This window comes from Dyella nitratireducens, assembly GCF_014642835.1.
Lineage (GTDB): Bacteria > Pseudomonadota > Gammaproteobacteria > Xanthomonadales > Rhodanobacteraceae > Dyella_B > Dyella_B nitratireducens.
In genome coordinates this window covers 392,292-414,275 of the sequence record NZ_BMJA01000003.1, presented here as the reverse complement: position 1 = coordinate 414,275, position 21,984 = coordinate 392,292, and the positions used below count along the sequence as shown (strand labels likewise).

The 21,984-nt window shown below is 58.0% G+C and carries 12 protein-coding genes; 9 read left to right on the top strand and 3 right to left on the bottom strand.

Translation table 11 applies throughout. From position 1 onward, the window contains the following. The first annotated feature begins 60 nt into the window (after positions 1-60). The 8 genes from IEX75_RS17655 (at position 61) to IEX75_RS17620 (ending at position 15,520) form a co-directional block, all read left to right on the top strand. Positions 61-1,665, top strand: coding sequence for an alpha-L-fucosidase (locus IEX75_RS17655; RefSeq protein WP_423373168.1), 1,605 nt, complete (start codon positions 61-63; stop codon positions 1,663-1,665). Position 1,666: 1 nt separating this feature from the next. Further along, positions 1,667-2,716 (top strand): glycosyl hydrolase family 18 protein, encoded by a 1,050-nt coding sequence (locus tag IEX75_RS17650; RefSeq protein WP_188796179.1) that lies wholly within the window; start codon positions 1,667-1,669, stop codon positions 2,714-2,716. Between the two features lie 136 nt (positions 2,717-2,852). Then, positions 2,853-5,456, top strand: a complete 2,604-nt coding sequence (locus IEX75_RS17645; protein ID WP_188796178.1) for a glycoside hydrolase family 3 protein — start codon at positions 2,853-2,855, stop codon at positions 5,454-5,456. Continuing rightward, a complete protein-coding gene (locus IEX75_RS17640) occupies positions 5,453-7,294 on the top strand; it encodes a glycoside hydrolase family 35 protein (RefSeq protein ID WP_188796177.1) in 1,842 nt (613 codons plus the stop codon). The genes IEX75_RS17645 and IEX75_RS17640 overlap by 4 nt, the downstream gene beginning before the upstream one ends. A gap of 128 nt (positions 7,295-7,422) precedes the next feature. After that, positions 7,423-8,400, top strand: a complete 978-nt coding sequence (locus IEX75_RS17635) for a sialidase family protein (RefSeq protein ID WP_188796176.1) — start codon at positions 7,423-7,425, stop codon at positions 8,398-8,400. A 339-nt stretch (positions 8,401-8,739) separates the two neighbouring features. Next, complete coding sequence (locus IEX75_RS17630) at positions 8,740-9,750, top strand: glucokinase (RefSeq protein WP_188796175.1); 1,011 nt, start codon at positions 8,740-8,742, stop codon at positions 9,748-9,750. Positions 9,751-9,986: 236 nt separating this feature from the next. After that, the gene (locus IEX75_RS17625) at positions 9,987-13,037 is read left to right on the top strand and encodes a TonB-dependent receptor domain-containing protein (protein ID WP_188796173.1); all 3,051 of its coding nucleotides are present in this window, start codon (positions 9,987-9,989) and stop codon (positions 13,035-13,037) included. A gap of 233 nt (positions 13,038-13,270) precedes the next feature. After that, entirely contained in the window at positions 13,271-15,520 is a 2,250-nt protein-coding gene (locus tag IEX75_RS17620) for a glycoside hydrolase family 20 protein (RefSeq protein ID WP_188796171.1), read from the top strand. A 44-nt stretch (positions 15,521-15,564) separates the two neighbouring features. Here the strand turns inward: IEX75_RS17620 and IEX75_RS17615 are convergent, their stop codons facing one another. After that, positions 15,565-18,570: a TonB-dependent receptor gene (locus tag IEX75_RS17615; protein ID WP_229720933.1), complete on the bottom strand. Its 3,006-nt coding sequence runs from the start codon at positions 18,568-18,570 to the stop codon at positions 15,565-15,567. A gap of 511 nt (positions 18,571-19,081) precedes the next feature. On the opposite strand from IEX75_RS17615, the gene IEX75_RS17610 reads away from it, so the two are divergent. Next, positions 19,082-19,342 carry a hypothetical protein gene (locus IEX75_RS17610; protein WP_188796169.1) on the top strand — a complete coding sequence of 87 codons (261 nt, stop codon included), beginning with the start codon at positions 19,082-19,084 and terminating at the stop codon, positions 19,340-19,342. Between the two features lie 182 nt (positions 19,343-19,524). Here IEX75_RS17610 and IEX75_RS17605 read toward each other — a convergent pair whose 3' ends face one another. After that, positions 19,525-20,208: a TylF/MycF/NovP-related O-methyltransferase gene (locus IEX75_RS17605; protein ID WP_188796167.1), complete on the bottom strand. Its 684-nt coding sequence runs from the start codon at positions 20,206-20,208 to the stop codon at positions 19,525-19,527. Between the two features lie 230 nt (positions 20,209-20,438). Beyond that, positions 20,439-21,407: a polysaccharide biosynthesis/export family protein gene (locus IEX75_RS17600; protein ID WP_229720932.1), complete on the bottom strand. Its 969-nt coding sequence runs from the start codon at positions 21,405-21,407 to the stop codon at positions 20,439-20,441. Between the last annotated feature and the right edge of the window lie 577 nt (positions 21,408-21,984).

The window sequence follows — 21,984 nt, the reverse complement described above, 5'->3', positions numbered from 1 at the left end:
GTCATCATGTGTGTTGCTGGCATGATGAGCCGTTCAAACCACATCGGGAGAGGGTGCAGCATGAAACGGTCTTTGTTCCATCTTGGCATTGCGTTGGCCTGCATGGCAGGCATCGCCACGGCGCAGCAGTCGCCAACGGCACCGACGGCCAAGACCCTTTCTCCCGCGCAAGCCGACTTGGCCTGGCAGAAGGCCACCGCCCAATTCGAGCCGCAACGCAAGGCCATACTTGCTCGCGTCGCACAGCATATGAACGACGGGCCGTTTCGTGCTGACTGGGTTTCGCTGCAGCAGTACAGCGCACCGCAGTGGTATGACGATGCCAAGTTCGGCATTTTTATTCACTGGGGCGTGTATTCGGTGCCGGCTTTCGGCAGCGAGTGGTACTCGCGCAACATGTATCAGCAGAACATGCCCGATTATGCGCACCACGTAGCTACGTATGGTCCGCAGTCGAAGTTCGGCTACAAGGATTTCATTCCCATGTTCAAGGCGGAGCATTTCGATCCGCAGGCATGGGCCAAATTGTTCAAGGAAGCCGGCGCGCGTTACGTCATCCCGGTGGCAGAGCATCACGACGGTTTCGCCATGTACAACTCGCAGCTGTCGGAATGGACGGCGGTAAAGATGGGGCCGCATCGCGACGTGATCGGCGAGCTGGAGAAAGCCGTTCGCGCGGAAGGCATGCATTTCGGCGTGTCATCGCATCGCGCCGAACATGACTGGTTCTTCGATGGCGGCCGCAAGTTCGATTCCGACGTCAACGATCCGCGCTATGCGGGCCTTTATGGTCCCGCCGAAGCACATCTGGCCAAGAAGGACGAGGACCTCTACAACGACTGGACCTATGTCTCGCAGGCCTGGCTGGATGACTGGCTGGCGCGTACGGCCGAACTGATCGATGACTACCACCCGGATGTCCTGTATTTCGATTGGTGGATCGGGCATCCCACCTTCCGCAACACGTTGCCGAAGATGCTGTCGTATTACTACAACGAAGGTGCGAAGCGCGGCGGGGTGGTGGTCAATTACAAACAAGGCGATTTCGCCGAAAACGCCGGCACGTTGGATATCGAGCGCGGACAGCTGACCGGCATCCAGCAGGCGCATTGGCAAACCGATACCTCCATCAGCAATACCTCCTGGGGCTACATCAAGGGCGATACCTACAAGTCGCCGCAAGAGTTGATCCACCTGCTGGTGGATGTGGTCAGCAAGAATGGCAATCTGCTGCTCAATATCGGGCCGCGTGCGGACGGCACCATCCCTGAAGATGCACAGAAAATCCTGCTTGCCATGGGCGGCTGGCTGAAGGCCAATGGCGACGCCATTTATGGCACCACGCCATGGCGCACCTTCGGTGAAGGTCCCACCGAAGTCGTTGGCGGCACGTTCCAGGACACCAAGACCAAGCCGTATACCGCTGAGGATTTCCGCTTTACCACCAAGGACGGCATGCTCTACGCCACCGAGTTGGGCTGGCCGCAAGATGGCACGGCGGTGATCCATTCGATCAAGCCCGACGACCATGTGCGCGCGGTAAGCCTGCTCGCCAATGGTAAGAGCATCGCCTGGCAGCAGCAGGCGGATGGTCTGCATCTGACGCTGCCGGCACAACCGGCAGGCGACTACGCCTACGTCTATCGTATTGAACTGGCCAAGTAATATGAAAAAGCTTGTCTGCTTTCTCGCTGCGGCACTGGCATGCAGCGTGGCTTATGCAAAACAGCCGACAGCGTTGTTCTATTTGATGAGCACGCAGAAGTCGACCAACTCCTTCACCGCGCATATCGACAAGATCGGCTTGCTGGTGCCCACCTGGTACCAGGTGGACGCAGAGGGCTTGGTGAACGGCGGTCCGGACAACTACGTGCTTGATCTGGCCAAGCAGCATCGTTTGCCGGTGACACCGATCATGTCCATGTCGGCTGGACGCAAGGGCTTCCACGATCTGCTGCATGACGAGACCGCCAAGCAACACCTGATCGAGTCGATGCTGCAACAGGCGGCCGAGCATGGTTATGCCGGCTACCAGTTCGACTTTGAAAGCATCTCCTGGACGGATCGCGATGCCTACACCTTGTTGGTGAAGCAGACGGCGGAGGCCTTGCACAAGCACGGCCTGACGCTGTCCATCGCCGTGGTACCCAATGGGCCTGGGCATGCGGGTGAAGGTCCGTTCTCCAAATGGATGTGGCAGTACTGGCGTGGCGCTTATGACCTGGCTGCGCTTGGCAAATACGCCGATCTCATCTGCCTGATGACTTACGATCAGCATACCCGTTGGACCACGCCAGGTCCCGTCGATGCCATGCCGTGGATGCTCGATCAGCTGAAGTACGCGTTGACCTTGGTGCCGAAGCAGAAGCTTTCGCTCGGCATCGCGCTGTATGGCTATCGCTGGTACACCGGCAATCCGGTGCGTGAGGACGGCAGCGAAGCGTCCAATATCTCGGCCACCTACATCGATGCAGACGAATCGATTCCATTGGCGCAGGAACAAAAAGCCGTCGTGCAATGGGATCCGGTGGAGCACGAGTCCTGGTACTACTTCTATCGCGACGATATGCGCGAGTGGGTGTTCATGCCCGACGCGCACAGTTTTCGCGACCGCTATGCGCTGGTGAAGCAATACGATCTGGAAGGGTTCTGCTCCTGGGTATTGGGCGCGGAGGATCCCAAGGTGTGGGATGAGTTGCCGGTGGTTGAGCGTTGAATTCACTCGTAGGTTGGGGTGTAAACCCCAACATCGCCATCTCGATTCATACGATCATGTTGGGGTTTACACCCCAACCTACGATTGGCCTTCATTGACATGAAGGTGTAGAGGACAACGGAGCAGGCTTTCAACCATGCATATAAAGCTGCCGCGTCTTGCCGCAATGGTCGGCCTTCTGCTCACGGCAGCGAGCGCCGTTGCTCAGAACACGAGTGTTGACTCCAAAGCGGTCACACTCGTCGCCAAGATGACGCTGCCCGAAAAAGTCGCTCAAGTACAAAGCGGCGCCCCAGCCATCCCGCGCCTTCATATTGCCGCCTACGACTGGTGGAGCGAAGGTCTCCACGGTATCGCGCGTAACGGTTACGCGACCGTTTTCCCGCAAGCCATCGGCCTCGCCGCCAGTTGGGATACGCAACTGCTACAACAGGTCGGTACCACCGTCTCCACCGAGGCGCGCGCCAAGTTCAACGCCATCGGTGCCGGCCGCGATCATGCGCGCTACGACGGGCTCACTATCTGGTCGCCCAACATCAATATCTTCCGCGACCCACGCTGGGGCAGGGGACAGGAAACCTATGGCGAGGATCCTTTCCTCACTGGCCAGCTCGCCGTCCATTTCATTCATGGCATCCAGGGCGACGATCCCGACCATCCGCGCGCCATCGCCACGCCCAAGCACTTTGTCGTGCACAGCGGGCCGGAAGCGGGCAGGCATGGTTTCGATGTGGATGTATCGCCGCATGATCTGGAAGCCACGTACCTGCCGGCGTTTCGCGCTGCCGTCACGGAAGGCCACGCTGATTCGGTGATGTGCGCCTATAACGCGCTCCATGGCACGCCGGTATGCGCGGATAACGATCTGCTGGCGACACGGCTGCGTCGCGACTGGGGTTTCAAAGGCTTTGTCGTGTCCGACTGCGATGCGGTCGACGACATGACCAAGTTCCATTATTTCAAGCCGGACAACGCGCAATCGTCTGCGGCATCGATCCAGGCCGGTACGGATCTGGATTGCGGCAATGCGTATGCCGACCTGCTCGAAGCCGTGAACAAGGGCTACCTGCAGGAATCGGTCATCGATACGGCACTTACGCGGTTGTTTACCGCGCGTTATCGCCTAGGCGAATGGGGTGACGACAAGAGTCCGTACGATGGCATCGGCATGGATCAGGTCGATAGCTCCAAGCATCGGCAGCTGGCCCTGCTGGCGGCACTGGAATCCATCGTGCTGTTGAAGAATGAAAACAACACGCTGCCGTTGCAATCCGGTACACGCCTTGCCGTGATCGGTCCCAATGCCGATACGCTGGAGACGCTGGAAGCCAATTATCACGGCACTGCACGTGCGCCGGTAACACCGCTTGCTGGTCTGCGCGAGCGCTTCGGCGCCGATCACATTCGCTATGCGCAAGGCGCACCCATTGCGGAAGGCGTGCCGATCACGATTCCCGAAACCGCGCTGCATACGGCAAGCGGAAGCACCGGCCTCACCGGCGAATATTTCGATCATGCCGATTTCAACGGCAAGCCCGCCTTGACGCGAACGGATCGCGTGGTCGACTTCGATTGGGATCAGGTAACGCCGATCGATGGTCAGCATGATGGTCGTTATGCCGTGCGATGGACTGGCGAATGGTTGCCGCCTGGCGCAGGCGATTACACCTTGGCGTTGCATGTGGACCGTTGTTTCGACTGCAACAAGCAGCACGATCCGGTGCACCTGTATGTCGATGGCCGCGAGGTGCTCGACGATAACGGTGACGACTCATCTATGCAGACCGTGCTGCATGTTGCCGATACGCGTTCGCATACGATCCGTCTTGAGTACGTGCATAGCGGCCAGGACCAGGGCATACGCTTGCAGTGGCTGGCGCCAGAACAGGCTCAGTTGGCCAAAGCGGAAGCAGCCGTGCGTGATGCCGATGCCACTGTTGCCTTCATCGGTCTGTCGCCGGACGTGGAAGGCGAGGAGCTGAAGGTCGACGTGCCCGGCTTCAACGGCGGTGATCGCACCGATATCGGTTTGCCGCCATCGCAGCAAGCCATGCTTGAACGCGCAGCTGCCGGTGGCAAGCCACTGATCGTCGTGCTGATGTCGGGCAGTGCCGTCGCGTTGAACTGGGCGAAAGAGCACGCCAGCGCCGTCGTGGCAGCGTGGTATCCGGGTGAAGAGGGTGGTCGTGCCGTGGCGCGGGTATTGGCTGGCGATTACAACCCAGGTGGGCGCCTGCCAGTGACTTTCTATCGTTCCACGCGCGACTTGCCGCCGTTTGTGAGCTATGCGATGAAGGAGCGCACTTATCGCTACTTCACGGGCACCCCGCTTTATCCGTTCGGTTACGGCTTGAGCTATACGCACTTCGCCTATGCACAGCCGCAACTCTCGACCACCAAGCTCGATGCCGGCAAGACGCTCACTGTGAGCGCCCTGGTGCGTAACGATGGCGATCGCGATGGTGACGAAGTGGTGCAGGTGTATCTCGATGCGCCGGATGATGCGCTGGCGCCGCGTCATGCGCTGGTTGGCTTTCAGCGCGTGCATTTGCGTGCGAAAGAAAGCCGGCGTGTGACGTTTGAACTGGCACCGCGGCCATTAAGCCATGTCGATGCCCTGGGGCAGCGTGCGGTGATGGCAGGACATTACCGTCTGTTTGTCGGTGGTGGCCAGCCTGGTTACAGCGAAGGGGTAACGGCACAGTTTGTCATCGACGGACGCGAGGCATTGCCACGATGAAAGCGAACGCATGGTTTGCAGCATGCTTGCTTGGCGCCACCTTTCTACTGAGCACGCCACTCCAGGCGAAAACGCCCATCACCATCGAAGGCAGCCATTTCATTCGTGCCGGCAAGCCGCACCAGATCATCTCCGGCTCGATGGATTTCCAACGCATCCCACGTGCCTACTGGCAGGACCACCTGCAAAAAGCACGCGCGATGGGCTTGAATGCCATCACTACGTACGTGTACTGGAATCTGGTCGAGCCCAAACCAGGACAGTTCGATTTCAGCGGCGACAATGACGTCGCCGCATTCGTGCGCATGGCACAGGCCCAAGGGCTCGACGTGATCCTGCGCCCGGGCCCTTATGTATGCGCCGAATGGGAAGCGGGCGGCTTTCCTGCCTGGCTGTTCGCCGATCCACATCTGCATGTGCGCACGCAGGACCCGACATATCTCAAAGCTGTAGATCGTTATTTTCAGCGTTTGGGCCGGGAGTTGTCGCCGCTGATGGCGGCGCACGGCGGTCCGATCGTCGCCGTGCAGGTGGAGAACGAGTACGGCTCATACGGCGATGACCGCGTGTACATGGAAGACATTCACCAGGCGCTGGTTCGCGCCGGTCTGGGCACCGATATCCTGTTTACCTCCGACGGCGCCGATGAACTGCGCAACGACACGCTGCCCGGCGTGCTTGCCGTGGTGAATTTCAACACTGGCGAAGCGAAGAGCGCATTCAAAACGCTTGAGGCATTTCGTCCCGATCAACCACGAATGGCTGGCGAATACTGGGCCGGCTGGTTCGATCACTGGGGTGAACCGCACGCGCACACGGATGCGACCGTGCAAGCCAAGGAACTGGCGTGGATGTTGAGCCAGGGCTATTCGCTCAACGTTTTCGTGTTCGAAGGCGGCACCACCTTCGGCTTCATGAATGGCGCCAATTTCCAGGGCAATCCCAGCGATCATTACGCGCCGCAAACCACCAGTTACGACTATGACGCGCCGCTGGACGAAGCCGGCCGGCCAAAACCGAAATTCGCGACGTTTCGTGCCGTGATCGCCAAAGCCACCGGTATCACGCCGCCACCGTTGCCCGCACCTACGCCGTTCATGGACGTACCCGCGGTTACGCTGAGCGAATCGGCATCGCTGTGGGACAACCTGCCGGAACCGATCACCGTAGACCAGCCACAATCCATGGAGCAGTTCGGCCAGGCCTACGGCTACATCCTTTATCGCACGCAAGTCAGCGGGGCCATTCAAGGGCAGCTTTATCTGGGTGACGTGCGCGACTACGCATCGATCTACGTTGACCACAAACTGGTGGGCACGGTGGATCGGCGGCTCAAGCAGGTGAGCTTGCCTGTCACCATCGATGCGGGTGAGCACACGCTGGACGTGTTGGTGGAGAACACCGGGCGTATCAACTACGGACCGCATCTTGCGGATGGCCGCGCAGGACTCGTTGATCCAGTGATGCTCGACGGCAAGGCACTGCATGGTTGGCAGGTGTACCCATTGCCGATGACCTCAGCGGATGCCATTCGTGGTTGGACCACGCAAGCTGTAGAAGGGCCTGCGTTTCATCGCGGTCACTTCACCTTGGCGGCGTTGGCCGATACGTTTCTGGACGTAACTGCGTTCGGCAAAGGCTTTGTGTGGGTCAACAGCCACAACCTCGGGCGTATCTGGGATATCGGCCCGCAGCGTTCGCTCTATTTACCGGCGCCATGGTTGCAGCAGGGCGACAACACCGTGGTGGTGTTTGATTTGAAGACGCCGAAGCAGGCGGTGGTGCGTGGTGTAAGGCAGTCGATCTGGTCGATGCCGGACGTAAAGACGTCTGAGTGAATGACGATGAGGCACGATGAGGGCATTGAGTGATGTTTCGATATTTGTTTTCTCCAAAGCAAACAGCCCGTCATTTGCCACAAGCATGCCGTGTACTTATTTTGTTGCTCGGTGTGCCGACCCTAGCCATGGCAGACAACAACCCCATCGTGCTACGCGAATTCATCGCCACGACACCGCCCACCAAACAAAGCCACGCCTCCACTATCGTCGAAACACCTGCCGGCCTCGTCACCGCCTGGTTCGGCGGCAAACAAGAGCGCGACCCCAGTGTCGGCATCTGGTTATCGCGGCAAATACATGGTCACTGGACCACGCCAGTCGAAGTGGCCAACGGTGTACAACCGGATGGGCACCGCGAACCCACCTGGAACCCGGTGCTGTTTCTTCCGCACCAAGGACCCCTGATGCTGTTCTACAAAGTCGGGCCAGATCCACAGCACTGGCACGGCTTGCTCAAGACGTCTACCGACAACGGCGCGCATTGGTCCCAAGCGCATGCTCTGCCGGATGGTTTGCTTGGCCCGATCAAAGACAAGCCGGTGCAACTCACCGACGGCAGCATCGTCGCCCCATCGAGCACGGAGTTGGGGCGCTGGACGATTCATTTCGAGCTTTCCAGCGACGGCGGAGCGACCTGGCAACAGAGCCAGCCCGTCCCCAATCCCCATGCGATCGAGGCTATCCAACCTAGCCTGTTGCCATGGCGCAACGGCAAGCTGCAGGCGATCGGACGTACCAAGCAAAATCACCTGTTCACCACCTGGTCCGCCGATGGCGGGCATACCTGGTCCGAGCTGAAGCTGCTGGACCTGCCCAACCCCAACTCTGGCATCGATGCGGTGATGCTCGCCGACGGCCGCGCCTGTCTGGTCTACAACCCGACCGTGCACGGCAAGGATTGGTGGAATGGCCGCGGCACGCTCGCCGTGGCCGTCTCACCCGATGGAGAGCATTGGAAACAGGTACTTACGCTGGAACAGAGCTCCGGCGCCGAGTTCTCCTACCCGGCCGTGATCCAGGCAGGAGATGGCCGGATACACATTACTTATACGTGGAAGCGGCTGCGCATTGCCCACGTGGTGCTCGATCCGGGGCAGCTCTGAGGCCTGCCTGATCATTCAAGGGTACGTAAATTGTTACGAATGTTTGCATTCTGTTGCGTCGCGACTTGCCACGATCTAAACAGGGCGTATAAGCTCACTATCAGATATATATGAACTGGACGTTCGTATATGAATGACCCGAAAGGGTAGGTGCCGGGGGAGATATGAGGGTTGCAGTTCAACTGCATAAATTCATCACGACTCGACCGATTTTCGGCGCGGGGTGGCATCGTGCGTGACGATGGCAATTATAAGAGCTACAGCGCTGCGCACAGTAGTTCCTCGGAAGCATTCCTTGCTGACGCTGCTTCACACAGCGAAACCGTATCGTCGGCACTCGTGAACTCATCGCCTGGCAACCAAGAAGTTTTCCTCGCCGCCGACGTCGGCGGTACGCATGCACGCATCGGCCTGATTGCTTTTCAACCAGGGCAGGGCGTTCCCGCCACGCTCGCGTATCGCGTGTACAAGTGTGCGGATTTTTCCAGCTTCGATGCGATCGTGCGCGCTTTTTGCGATGCATTCTCGGTAGAGCCGCAGCGCCTTGCGCTGGCGTGCGCAGGGTTCCTGCACGAAGGCGAAGTGGTCAACAACAATTTGCGTTGGCCCATCGTTCCGGCTGATCTGGAAAAGACGCTGGCGTTGAGCGAAGTGAAAGTGCTCAACGATTTCGAAGCGCTCGCTTACGGCACCGCTTATCTGGATCCTGCCAGTGCGGTCACGCTGCACGATCCCCGCCGCAACAAGCAAGCCGAGGAAGGTCCGGTGGTCGTCGTCGGACCCGGCACGGGCCTGGGTGTAGCGGTGCGGTTGCCCGGCTCACCTCCGCAGGTGCTGGCTACGGAAGCCGGCCATATTCAACTGGCGGCACGCGTTGGGCGGGAGCAAACTGTGCTCGGCGAACTGGTGGCGCCTGATACGCATATTCCTTACGACTCGGTATTGTCAGGTCCTGGTTTGCTGCGTTTGTATCAAGCAGTGTGCCGCCTGGATGGCGTGCCGTGTGAATGTCACGAACCTGCCGCCATCACCGCCGCAGCATGCGACGGTACGAATGCGCAAGCGGTGGAAACCTTGCAACTGTTCTGTGGATGGCTGGGTTCCTTTGCAGGCGACCTGGCCATGCTTTACGGTGCCACGGGGGGCATCTACGTTGCGGGTGGCTTCCTGTCGCGCATGACCGGTTTCATGGCGAAGAGCAGCTTCGTCAGCCGTTTTCTGGACAAGGGAGTGATGCGTCCGTTCCAGCAGACCGTACCTGTGCATGTGGTGGATCACGCGCAATTGGGCGTGATCGGCGCGGCGAGCTGGCTGATGAATCACGCCCCACAACAAGCTGTGCAGGAGTGACGGGAACGCCTGCTTGCAGGCATCCCTTTTTGGTGCATCGACGGGAAGGCGATGTTCTGACAACCAGACCGGAGGAACGTACCTATCTTCCACATACCCGATGCCGTTTGACCCATGAAGCTTCGGCTCGACCGGAGCACGTATAAACAGACCCACACATGCCAGCTTCGACTTGATTTTGTAGTCAGGGGAGTCGAGGCGGCCAGCAACAGCGCTTTTTACCGGGAGGGGACAATATGAGCACCATTCACGTACGCCGCGGCGTACTGGCTAGTTCTTTGGCGTTGGCGCTTTTTGCGCCGTATGCCGTCGCGCAGACGTCGACGACGTCGAGCAGCAATCAGCAGCAGAACACGTCTTCCACGAATCAGCAGCAAAGCACGTCTTCCAGCAACCAGCAGCAGAACGGCCCGAATGCGAAAGAGCTGAAAGCGGTCATCGTTACCGGCTCGATGATTCCGCGTGTGGAGGTCGAAGGGCCTGCTCCGGTGTTCTCCGTCACCGGCCAGCAGATCAAGGACCAGGGCTTCACCACGTTGTGGGAGTACCTGGATTCGTTGCCGCAGGTGGGCCAGCAGACATCGGACCCGGCCTCCTGGGGTTCCAGCTCGGTCAATGCGCGTTCGGTCAATCTGCGCGGCATCGGCCCTGGCTTCAGCCTGCTGATGATCGACGGCCATCGCGTCGTGGATTACCCGCAGCCGTTGAACAAGCAGAGCAACTTCCAGAACTACAACAACATCCCCACCGGCATGATCGACCATATCGAAGTGCTGGCGACCGGCGCCTCGTCGATCTACGGTTCGGACGCGGTGGCGGGTGTTATCAACGTGATCCTGAAGAAGAACTACCAGGGTGACGATTTGCAGATCACGGGCGGCGGCGCTACCCGCGGTGGCCGCGCCTATGGCGACATCAACTTCTTTGGTGGCAAGTCCGGTGAAAACTGGCACGTCCTCTATAATCTGGAGAAGTCCAACCGTACCGCGCTGTGGGGCATGGATCGTCCGTATCAGGATTCGGTGGCTGATGCAGGCTACGGCTCCTGGAGCCCGGCATCCCGCATGTTTGGTTACCAGTACGATGCGAACAGCGCCGTTGCGTTATCTGCGCAGAACGCTTCGGGCCAGTACATCACGCCGCCGGCGGGCACTTGCGGAAAGTTCACGAACTCGCAGTTGAGCCACTCCTACAGCGTCACCACCAACGGCACCCAGATCGCAGGCGTGACCGACAATGGCTACTACTGCTCGCAGCCCGCTCTGTTCCAGAACTGGGTGCTGACGCCCGGCAGCCGCAGTAACAACGGTTACGTAGCCGGCGAGTACGACTTCAGCAACGGCATCCAGGTCTATGGTTCGGCGGCCTTGTATGACACGGTGGGCATTTCCAACACGCAGTTGAACGCCTACGGCACCGGCGAGTTCTATGACCAGAGCACGGGGCAGGTCATCAACCAGGCGATCCGCCAGCTGACTGCATCGGAAATCGGCCCGTCGAATACTCATGACCGCGAGCAGAACTGGAACATCCAGGCCGGTGTGCGCGGCACCATGTTCGACAGCATGTTCAACTGGGACCTGAACCTCAATTCCCAGCAGTACATCGTGCGCGAGGACTACACGGGCTACGACTCAAACGCCATGAACAACTTCTTCCTCGGGAAGCAGTTGGGCACCACCAAAGATAGCAACGGCAACACCATTCCCATTTACGCCATGAACTGGCAGCAATGGTGGAACCCGATCACGCCACAGCAATACAACCAGTTCGCGGTCTTTGGCACGAACACCTCGTCGTCGTGGTTGGACCAGGTGCAGTTCCGCGTCAACGGCGACCTGTACAAGCTCCCGTGGGTGAGCAGCGACTCCATAGGTTGGGCGGCAGTGTTGGAAGCCGCGCACAACGGCTTCCTGCTATCGCCCGATCCGCAATCTGCCTTTTACAACTCGGCTAACTTCCAGAATCCGTTCGGTGCATATCTCACTGGCGGTGGTACCCGCCAGCGCTATTCGTTCGGCAACGAATTCCGCGTGCCGCTGCTGGATCAGGTGACCTGGACCATCTCCGGTCGCCTGGACAAGTACCACGACGCCAGCCGCGCCGATGTGGCCCGCACCTGGGCCACGGGCCTCGAATACCGTCCGTATGACGGGTTGCTGCTACGCGGCAGCTACGGCACCAACTTCAAGGCGCCGGACATGCAGGCTATCTACCTGACCGGCTCCTCTTCGCCGGTGGGTGATTACGTCGATCCCCTGCAGTGCATCAACGCCATCAAGAATGGCCAAGCCAACAGCACGTGGTGCAACCTGACGCAGCGTCCCACCTCGCAGTACTACACCTTGTATACGAATGGCAGCCGCTTGTTGCAGCCGCAGACCGGCCACTCCTGGACCTATGGTTTCGTGTGGCAGGTTCCGGGCGTGCAGGGCCTGTCGTTCTCGGCCGACTACTGGCACCTGGGCGTGGACAACTCCATCGAATACCTCGACGCCGCCACCGTGCTGACCGACGAGGCCGGTTGCCTTACCGGTTACCAGGTAAACGGTTCGTCTTCTCTGTCGACATATACGGCGCATGTGCCGGGTTCGGCGTATTGCAAGATGGTGACCCAGATGGTTACGCGCAACGCGGCCGGTCAGATCGTCACGGAGAACTCCGGCCCGATCAACGAGGCTTCGCTGTACGTGAGCGGTATCGATTCCACGCTGGACTACAAGCTGCACACCGATGATTACGGTGACTTCCGCGCCAGCATCAACTACACCGACAACCTCGAGTACAAGCAGCGTGTGCTCGCTTCCGACGAGTTGCAAAACACCCGCTATAACAATGTGGCGAGCAGGATCACGTGGATCGGCGACTGGCACAAGGGTGATTGGGACGTGTCGATCTCCGGGGTACGCGATGGTGGCATGCGCGCTCCGAACTACGGTGACTGCAATACGCTGCCCAATGGCGTCCAGCCGAGCATGATTAACGTGCAAAATGGCACGGAGTCGGTGGCTACCGGCATTTGCCAGGTAAAGGTCAATGGCGTCAATGTCACCATTCCCGATACCGAGTACCAGGGCCATACGCCGGTGTGGATCACCTGGAACGGATCGGTTGGTTGGCAGATCAACCACATGACCAAGCTGAAGCTCACCGTGAACAATATCTTCAACAGAGTTTCTACGATCCCGTACTACGCCGGTGGCTTCGAGTTCGTCACCACGGGGCAGACCGGTAGTGAATACAACGGTCGCGAGTGGTTCCTCACGTTTGACTACAAGCTCGATTGACGCAACAAAGCGAGCCCGGCCTAAAGCCGGGCTCGCTGCTTTCTGATGTATTGATCGTGTTGTTATGAAAGTTGCCTTGCCTCATGGCCGTCATTCCCGGCGAAAGCGGGAATCCATTTTCAGGAATGCATCAGAGCAAGATGGATTCCCGCTTTCGCGGGAATGATGGTCTCCTGGTGGCTTTCATCAAGGCGGGTGTCATGACGCTGCATGACTGTTAGGGAGTCCATCTGATGTTCAAACCTCTCCTGGCCTGGTGCTTTGGCCTTTCCATCATCATCGCGAGCACATCGACGGTTGCGGCAATCACCATCATTCCGAAGCCGCAGCAGATGGATGTAGGGGAGGGTAGTTACCGCCTGGATGCGCATACCGGCATCGATGCGCCGAAATCTGCGCGCGTGCAGAAAATCGTTACCTTCCTGCGCGATTCAATCCACGAACAGACCGGCATCGAACTTTCGCACAGTTTGCACGCGCACGGCATCGTGCTGGCGTTCGATCCCACCGTGAAAGGGGATGAGGCTTATCGCTTAATGGTCACGCCGCGTGGCGTGGTGATCCAGGCTTCCAGCGACAAGGGCTTGTTCTGGGGCGTGCAGACGCTGCGCCAATTGCTGCCGCTCGATCATGCGTCATCCATCGATATTCCTGCTGTGAACATCAAGGATGCCCCGGCCTTCGCCTACCGCGGCTTCATGCTTGATGTAGGGCGTCATTTCTTTCCGGTTTCCTTCATCAAGAAACAGCTCGACCTGTTGAGTTATTACAAGATCAACACCTTCCACTGGCATCTCACGGAAGATCAAGGATGGCGCATCCAGATTCGCCGCTATCCCAAGCTAACCGACGTGGGCGCGTGGCGCACAGAGGAAGACGGCAGCCACTATGGCGGCTTCTACACGCAAAACGACATTCGCGATGTGATCGACTATGCGCGAGAGCGCAACATCATGGTCGTTCCCGAGATCGAAATGCCGGGACACAGTACCGCTGCGCTGGCCGCGTATCCGGAATATTCCTGCACCAAGCAGCCGCTGACCGTGGCGCATACCTGGGGTGTGTTCAAAGATATTTATTGTGTCGGCAATCCGCAGACCTTCACCTTTTTGCAGCACGTGCTGGATGAGGTGATCGCGTTGTTCCCTTCGCCGTATGTGCACATCGGCGGCGACGAAGCGCCCAAGGATCGTTGGAAAGCCTGTGAGACCTGCCAGGCATTGATGCACGAGCAGGGACTGAAAGACGAAGAGGGACTGCAGAGCTACTTCGTCAAGCACTTCCAGAGTTATCTGGAGAGCAAGGGCAAGACCATGATCGGCTGGGATGAGATTCTGGAGGGTGGCGCGGACAAGAACGCGATCGTGGAAGTCTGGCGCATGTGGCTGGGCAATGGCGTGATGCGCAAGGCACTGCTCAACGGCAATCGCATCATCATGGCCGGGCCGTTCTATCTCGATTCGCCGCTGGATGTGCTGACGGTAAAAAGCATCTACCAGACTGACATCACCAAACCCGCCTCGCCAAGCACGCAAGACGACGACGAACTTTTTGCCGAGCACCACGCGCAAATCCTGGGTGGCGAAGCGCCGCTGTGGAGCGAACGCGCCAACCCCTTCAATGCCGAGTCCAAGATCTATCCACGCATGCTTGCATTCGCGGAAAATCTCTGGACAGGCAAGCATGATGATGCCGCTTACGCTGACTTCGAGCAGCGCTTGCAAGCGCAATACCCTTGGCTGGATACGCAAAAAGTAGCCTATGGCCCGGAGAAAAAGCCCGTTGTGGCTTACGCCATCGACTACGACGCGCAGCATGGCGATTGGCAGCTCCATGCAAAGCGCGGCTTCGACGATCTGCAGAATCACTACACGGAAGACAGCGTGGATCCGTCTGCGCAATCGCCATCGTTCGATGACGAGGTGGATATTCACCAGGCAGGCGCACTCAAAATCGTGCCTTACCGCAACGGTCTGCGCTACGACAATGCCACCCGATTCACCCTGGTGCATAACCTGGCATCAGGGCACACCATCACCCTTGCGCAGCCACCCGATACTTCCTATGCACCGGCCAGTGCCTTGGTGGATGGCGTGTTAGGAACTTCGGAGATTCATGACGGCCGCTGGGTGGCCTGGCACGACAGCAACCTCGACGCCACCATCGATCTGCAGAAGGACACCGCCATACACGCCATCGATGTCGGCTTCCTGCAGGCTATCGAGTCGCGCGTTCTGTTGCCTGAGAACGTGACATTTCTCGCCTCATCGGATGGGCAGCATTGGACCACGCTGTATACCCATGCGCCCGCTTTCGATCCGACACTGCGCGACGGCATGCAGCGATTCCGTTTCCAGCCGCAGCAACCTGTAACAGCACGCTATATTCGGATCGAGGCTGATCAACGCAAAACGGTGCCTGCGTCGTTCTCGGACGGCGCCAAGGATATCTGGCTATTCACCGACGAGATGGTCGTTCAATAGGGGTGTTGGGGTTCGCGTTCCGCTAACCCCGGCCCACCGTCGCATCAATAATCGTACGTCGCGGTCAACCGCACATACCGAGGCTGCTGCCGCACCACTGCCGATCCATACAGCGGATCAGGCGTCCCCGGCGAAATCTGGTAATACGGATACGCGTTCAAGATCGTCTGCGAGTTGAAAAGATTGAACACGTTCAACGAGAGCGCAAGCTTGCCGACCGGCACCGTGGGTAGATACGTCACACCCACGTCCACCTGCTTGTACCACGGCAAGCGATAGGTGCCGGGCGGGGAAGGCTGGCCGCCGCACCAGTGGTAGTAGCTGCCGTAGCCATCCGGATCGGTCTGGTTCGGGCCGTAGTAGCCAAGGCAGTTGCGCGGGTTGCCGGAAGCCAGCTGCACGGTGCCCGATACCAGCCACTGTGGCGCGATCTGGTAATAACCGAACAGTTTGAACTGGTGGGTGTGATCGTTGCTTTGCGCGCCGTTGCTGGACGACATCAGTTCGGGAAAATCCCAATCGATACTGGTCGACGCTGCAGTCTGCTGGATATCCGAGCGCAACTGTCCTTCGGTATCGCCATAGCTGCGCGAGAATACGTAATCCACCTTGCCATACCACTTGCCGTCAAACGGATGCTCAAGGAAGGTTTCCAACGCATAGTACTTGCGTTTCATCTGCGGGAAATCCATCTCCGCATCGGTCAATGGCACGCTGCGGTAACTGCCGCTTGCGTCGATCACGGTGAAGATATTTTCCTTGCCGGGATTGATCAGATAGCAGCTATTGGTGGCATTCACCGTATAACCAAGCGCCGCTGCCTTGTTTTCGATGGCTTGCACGTCGCAGTAATCGTCGATGACGTTGCGAAGAATCCGGCGCGTCAGCTTGGCGCCGTAGACCCATTGGTTGTCGATGGCTTTGGTAAAGCCGAGGATGAATTCGTCCTGATATTCCGATTTCAGGTTCGATGCCGTCACCGTTCGGGGATCAGGCAGGATGCCGTAGGTATTGTTGGACGATACCGCGTTGGAGAACGCGGTGGTGCTCGTTGGCGTGCCATCCGCCGCAATGCCTCCATACGTGTAGTACTGCTGTGTGGCCACATAGGCACCTGCCGCATTCAAGGCTGGATTGAGCGGCATGCCCAGGTAATAACGGCCGACATTGCCATAGACCTTCAGGCTGGCATCGCCTAATACGTCCCAGCTGAAGCCAAGCCGTGGCGCCCATTGCGGCTTGTTCTGGCGGATATAGGGTTGCCCATCAGCGTTGTAGTCGACGAACTGGTCATTGCGCAGGCCGAGCGAAAGCAGCCAGCGATCAGTCACCTGCCACTTGTCTTCAACATATTGCGCGCGTTGGGCGGAGCGCACGCTGGCGATCGAGCTGTTGACGTACTTGATGGCGTAGTAGCCCGATGCGCCATTCGGATAGCTGGCCGGCGCTCCGACGCCAAGATTGGGAATCAGCGCAACGGCAGGTGTCGTGGTGTAGGCGTATTGCCAGTAATAGCCCGGGCCGGAAGTTTGGCTGCCCTGGTCGATCGCACGCGCGTTCTGGTTGTCGATACCTGCCGAAATCGTGTGCTGACCAAGTTGATAGGTCAGATCGATGCGCAGGTTGTTGCTCTCATTGTGGCGGTTGGGATTGTAGAGCGATTTCACCACCTGGCTGTTGCCGATCGGTGCGCCGCCGTTCAAGGCCGGATTCTGGTTCTGGATATCGGCCAGGTAAGTCAGGCTGCCGTCATAACCACCGGGCACATCATAGTTGTCCAACCGCATCTTGCCGTACGTGGCGCTCAAGGTGAGGTCGTCAGTGATGTAGCTGGTGAACTTGGCGGTGTACAGGTCCCCGCCGGTTTTAATGCGATCGGCATCGTTGATGAAACGGCCCGGCTGCAGCGTGCTGTAGTCGTAGCTGTAGATCGTGCCTTGGGTTTGCTCGCGGTTTGATGCGCCGGTGATTTCCAGGATGTTGCTATCGGTGATGTTCCAGTCCAGTTTGCCGTACCACTTGGGCAACGTGTCGTTGTAACGAACGTAGGGCTGCGCGTTCGAAACACTGTTGACGGTCGTGCCGTCCTGCGTGGATGTCTCGGCAGCCAGGAACAGAAACAGCTTGTCCTTGATCAGCGGTCCACCGATATAGGCATCGTAAGTGCGGGTCCATTGCCGGTTCTTGCTGCTCGGATCGTAGAGATTGCCCGCAACCGGCGAAGTCGGCAGACCGTTGGTGTAATAAGTGTTGGTTCCGTCGGCGCGCGCAAATGCCGGTTCCCACAATACTTGCGCGCCGGCATGCCATTCGTTGCTGCCGCGCTTGCCCACCATGTTGATCACGCCGCCGTCCGAGCGGCCGTACTGGGCGCTGTAGCCACCGGTATAGATTTCTTCCTGCTCGATGGCGCCATAGGGCAGGGTAAGGCCGCCAAGGCCGCGCTGCGTTTCGGTGACGTTGAAGCCGTTGATGTAATACGCGTTCTCGCTGGCCGCCGAGCCTCCGAAACTTACCAGCGATTGTCCGGTCGGCCCGGTATAGCCGCCGCTGTTGTTCACGACGCCCGGCGCGAGCTGGGCGATCGCCTCGGCGGAGCGCAGCAGCGGCAATTGCGCGAGTTGCTTGGAAGTAATCACCGTGCGCGAATCGACACTGGTGACATCGATAGGTGGCGCCGAGTTGGCGGTTACCTTCACGGCACCAAGATTCTTGGCCGCCGTTTCGTCGAAAGACACTTCCGTGCCGGTGCCAACGCGCAAGTTCACGTTGTCATGCGAATCAACCACGGCACCATCGTGCAGCAGCGATACGGTGTACACACCCAGCGGCAGCTCCGTGGCGACGTAACGCCCGCGGCTATCTACCGCGACCGTGCGGGAAATGCCGGTATTACTTTTGATTTGCACGGTTGCCCCGCTTGCGGCGGGAACCTGCCCGAAAATGCTGCCTGTGGTCGATTGCGCCAGCGATACCGTGCTTGCCAGCGTCAGGCTTGCAGTGATGGTGATAGCCAGTGTTCGGTGCGAAGAAGCAAATGGTTTTTTCAAGATAAAGGCTCTCGATGTCGCTCGCAGAGCAACGCGCTGTCCTGCGCGCAGGCCGGGGATCCTGTGCACGGTTGCTCTGGATGAAGTGAGTCGGTTTGCTTTCACGCCCCCTGATGCGTCATCGCACCGGCGGAAAGCTGCCTATATAGATACTTTGCTGCATCGCAGAAAGATACGTCTTGAAGATGAGGGTTCTGACTGTGGGTATGACGAGGAGTGATAAAGCGGAATTCGCGTAAATGCGGTTTCAGAGCGAATCGTCATCCCGGCGAAGGCCGGACGGAGCGCGAAGCGCGGAGAACGTCCGAAGGACGGCCCCGAAGGGGTGAGCGAAGCGAATCATCCATCGCAAGTACGAAGCATGGATTCCGGCCTCCGCCGGAATGACGTTGAGGAAGGACTAAGATTTCGCAGCAAACCATAGTTTTCGCCGCAAAACGGCGATTTTTTTTGTTGTTTTTATCGTAACGTTACGATAAATTCGGGCCGCCAAATACCAAGGAGTTGCGCCATGGTCGACCCTAAAGATCCGGGGACGATTGCCATGCCGTTTCGGTTGCGCCGCGGGCGCCCGCCATCCGGCAAGGCGAAGTCCGCCGCTGAGCGCATGCGTGCCTACCGCGCACGCCACGTGACGGTGAAATGCGATGTGCTTCGTTCAGTGATTGCGCAATGCCAGGAGATCCAGCAGTTGCTGGAAAGCAATCAGGCGTTGCGTAGTGAGCTGGATGCGGCTTATGCCGAAATCGCGCGGCTTCGCTCAGGTCAATAGGAACGTGCTGTTATCGCAGCGTGCAAGTGAAACGCTTGCGGTCAAAGCGGCAGGCCGTGTGGCCATCAGCCAATGCGATGAGCCATCGCGGCGAACCATGGGCGGTACAATCGTCGAGGAAGGGGAACCTGACCAGTACTCATCAGAGTTTGTGTGATGCCGGCCAAGTTCCCCAGATTGCGTCAACTACGTTTTCTGATGACGCCAAGCTTGTTATGCATGATGTATGGCAGTTCATTCTTGTCCTTCATGAACTCTTTGTAAGCCTGATCGGCACCGTCCCAGCACTCATGGGACGCATCGCAATCATCGACCACGATCATTCCGCCTGGAGCAAGTATGGCGTACAGCTCGCCAAGGCTCTTCTTGATAGGCCGATACAGGTCGACATCCAGCAGGCAGAATGAAAGTTTCTTGAGCGACGTCAAGTCAAACTCGTTAACGTCGGCCTGGATGGACCTGACTCGCGTAATGTTGTTCTGTGCCATCGTTCCATCGAACCATTTCTTCTTGTTGGATTGAAAGCCCGCGAACATGCTTTTGGTTTTTCCACGGCTGTCTACTTCGACTCGCACATCTTCGGCAACGAACCCGGAGAATGTGTCGATCGCAAAGTAATCTTTGTCGATTCCTTTGGCGTCCATATATTTATTGAGAAATACCGTTGCGGAACCATCAAAGCATCCAACTTCAGCAATGACTCCATCGGCATGTCTTGTTTCTTCGATGCATTGGCAGAGAAAAACAAGCTGCGGCGGCGTGAAGTTATATGCGTAGCGCGGAAAGAAATATCTCCGCAATGGAGAGTGGAATTGTGTTTCCTTCACAAACTTCGCGATCCTTGGATTCATGATTTTCTGGTTCATGACGTCTCCTTTCGCTGTGAAAAAACTGGCGTTGTTTTGACAGCCGGCGATTTCGTGCGGTTAAGCACGCTTAATTAACGCAAACGGAACGTCAATGAACTGAAAAAAACGTGCACAGGCGCCTATCTAAATATTTGATCCGTTCTTAACAACTGCGGCGGCGATTTTCTCCGAAAAAAAAGGGCGCTGCTTCCGCAGCGCCCAAGGCAAAGATAAACATGGCCCGTTTATCAAAGTCCTCCATTGGTGTTGCCGTGCGCCAAGGCGGCGCTGCTTACCAAGCTGCCCAGCGGTACTAGCTGGCTAAGAAAGCGGCCCCATTGGGTGATGGCCGACGCGCCTACCCAGACCACATCGCCCGCTTGAACGTGGAAGTTATCCGCCAGCGCAAACGCGGCAGGGGAGCGGGCGTTGAGTTGGTAAACGGTTGCCGGTGCATGCGCCAGGTCTTTCACCCCGCGGATCACATAAACCGATTTGCTGCTGGATGTTGTCGGATCCAGGCCGCCGACACGGCCCAATGCCTGGGTGAGCGTCAGATCGTCCGTCCTGAACGAGAGTGCTTGCGGACGCAGCACTTCTCCCATGACGTAAATCTCTTTGTTGTCGTTATATGCCAAATACAGGCGATCGCCCGGTTTGAGATAAATACGCTGCTCGGCGGCATGGTTCAACGTGTTCAAGTCGAGATGAAAGTCGCGGCCATCACGTGTCAGCACCAGATCCGAGAGATCCGCATGATTGAGATCGATGCCGGCCGTGCCGATCGCTTGCGAAAGTGTCAAGGGAACGGTGGTGGCCTGCTGCGGATCGCTCTTGATGAATGCGCCCTCAAGCGTTATGAGCTGACTGCCGTAACTGGTAACGGCCACGTCGACCTGCGGGTTAGGCACGTACTTGGTGAGCTTGCTGGTAAGTTCCTGGCGCAACTCATCGATGGTCATGCCGGCGGCCTTGACGCTGCCGGCGTAGGGATAGAACAACGTGCCGTCCGAACGCACCAGGCGGCTATTGGCACTGGTTTGTTGCTGGGCGCCGGCCGGGGCCGTCAGCTCGGGATGATCCCATACGGTGATGTAGAGCATATCGCCTGGGCCGATGCGATACGACTCGGGCTGGTAATTGAACAATTCTTGCGGAACGGTTTGCGTGGAAGCGGGTGGCTGGCTTGCTAGCCAATCCGGTGTGATCTGAACCATTTGTATCTGCCCATCTTCCTTTCCTGTCATCGACATATGCTGTCCGGGAATGGCGGCACATCCAGATAGCGCCATAACTGCCGTCACAGCTATTAAAACAAACGATGCTTTCATATTCACTCCCATGTTCAGTGTGTTGCCAATGGGTGTTGATTGCGTGCAATGGATCAGGGACGAACTACGCAATGAACGTCGATGGCCGGGAATTGGTGTGTTTATTAAGCTTGTGAAGTCGTCGCGGCTGCGTCAACGATGCGTTGACGGGGGTATGGTTTTTTCGTCACGTGTGTGCAGGAAATGTTTTCGTTCGAGTTTCGTTGGGGAAAATCCATGCAAATTTGACGCGTGCAGGTTTATATGTTGGCTTCATCAAGTTCACCCGTTATCGACACGACATCATGATGATTGAGGAGACCGCATACCTGTGCGGGGTTTCGGTGTGAAGATGAAGATCCATGAATAGCGCACGTGAACATGTTGTTATGAAATTGAAGATCCATGGGTTTGCCAAAAGGTTTGCTGATCTGTGTCGAATCTCGGCAGGCGTCCCTTCGTTACATCGGCTTTCGTTGGGATG

What these genes read in the sequence shown, in the direction of transcription:
- IEX75_RS17655 (WP_423373168.1), top strand. Translation starts at nt 61, where the DNA reads ATGAAACGGTCTTTGTTCCATCTTGGCATTGCGTTGGCCTGCATGGCA.
- IEX75_RS17650 (WP_188796179.1), top strand. Translation starts at nt 1,667, where the DNA reads ATGAAAAAGCTTGTCTGCTTTCTCGCTGCGGCACTGGCATGCAGCGTG.
- IEX75_RS17645 (WP_188796178.1), top strand. Translation starts at nt 2,853, where the DNA reads ATGCATATAAAGCTGCCGCGTCTTGCCGCAATGGTCGGCCTTCTGCTC.
- IEX75_RS17640 (WP_188796177.1), top strand. Translation starts at nt 5,453, where the DNA reads ATGAAAGCGAACGCATGGTTTGCAGCATGCTTGCTTGGCGCCACCTTT.
- IEX75_RS17635 (WP_188796176.1), top strand. Translation starts at nt 7,423, where the DNA reads ATGGCAGACAACAACCCCATCGTGCTACGCGAATTCATCGCCACGACA.
- IEX75_RS17625 (WP_188796173.1), top strand. Translation starts at nt 9,987, where the DNA reads ATGAGCACCATTCACGTACGCCGCGGCGTACTGGCTAGTTCTTTGGCG.
- IEX75_RS17620 (WP_188796171.1), top strand. Translation starts at nt 13,271, where the DNA reads ATGTTCAAACCTCTCCTGGCCTGGTGCTTTGGCCTTTCCATCATCATC.
- IEX75_RS17610 (WP_188796169.1), top strand. Translation starts at nt 19,082, where the DNA reads ATGGTCGACCCTAAAGATCCGGGGACGATTGCCATGCCGTTTCGGTTG.
- IEX75_RS17605 (WP_188796167.1), bottom strand. Translation starts at nt 20,208, where the DNA reads ATGAACCAGAAAATCATGAATCCAAGGATCGCGAAGTTTGTGAAGGAA.
- IEX75_RS17600 (WP_229720932.1), bottom strand. Translation starts at nt 21,407, where the DNA reads ATGGTTCAGATCACACCGGATTGGCTAGCAAGCCAGCCACCCGCTTCC.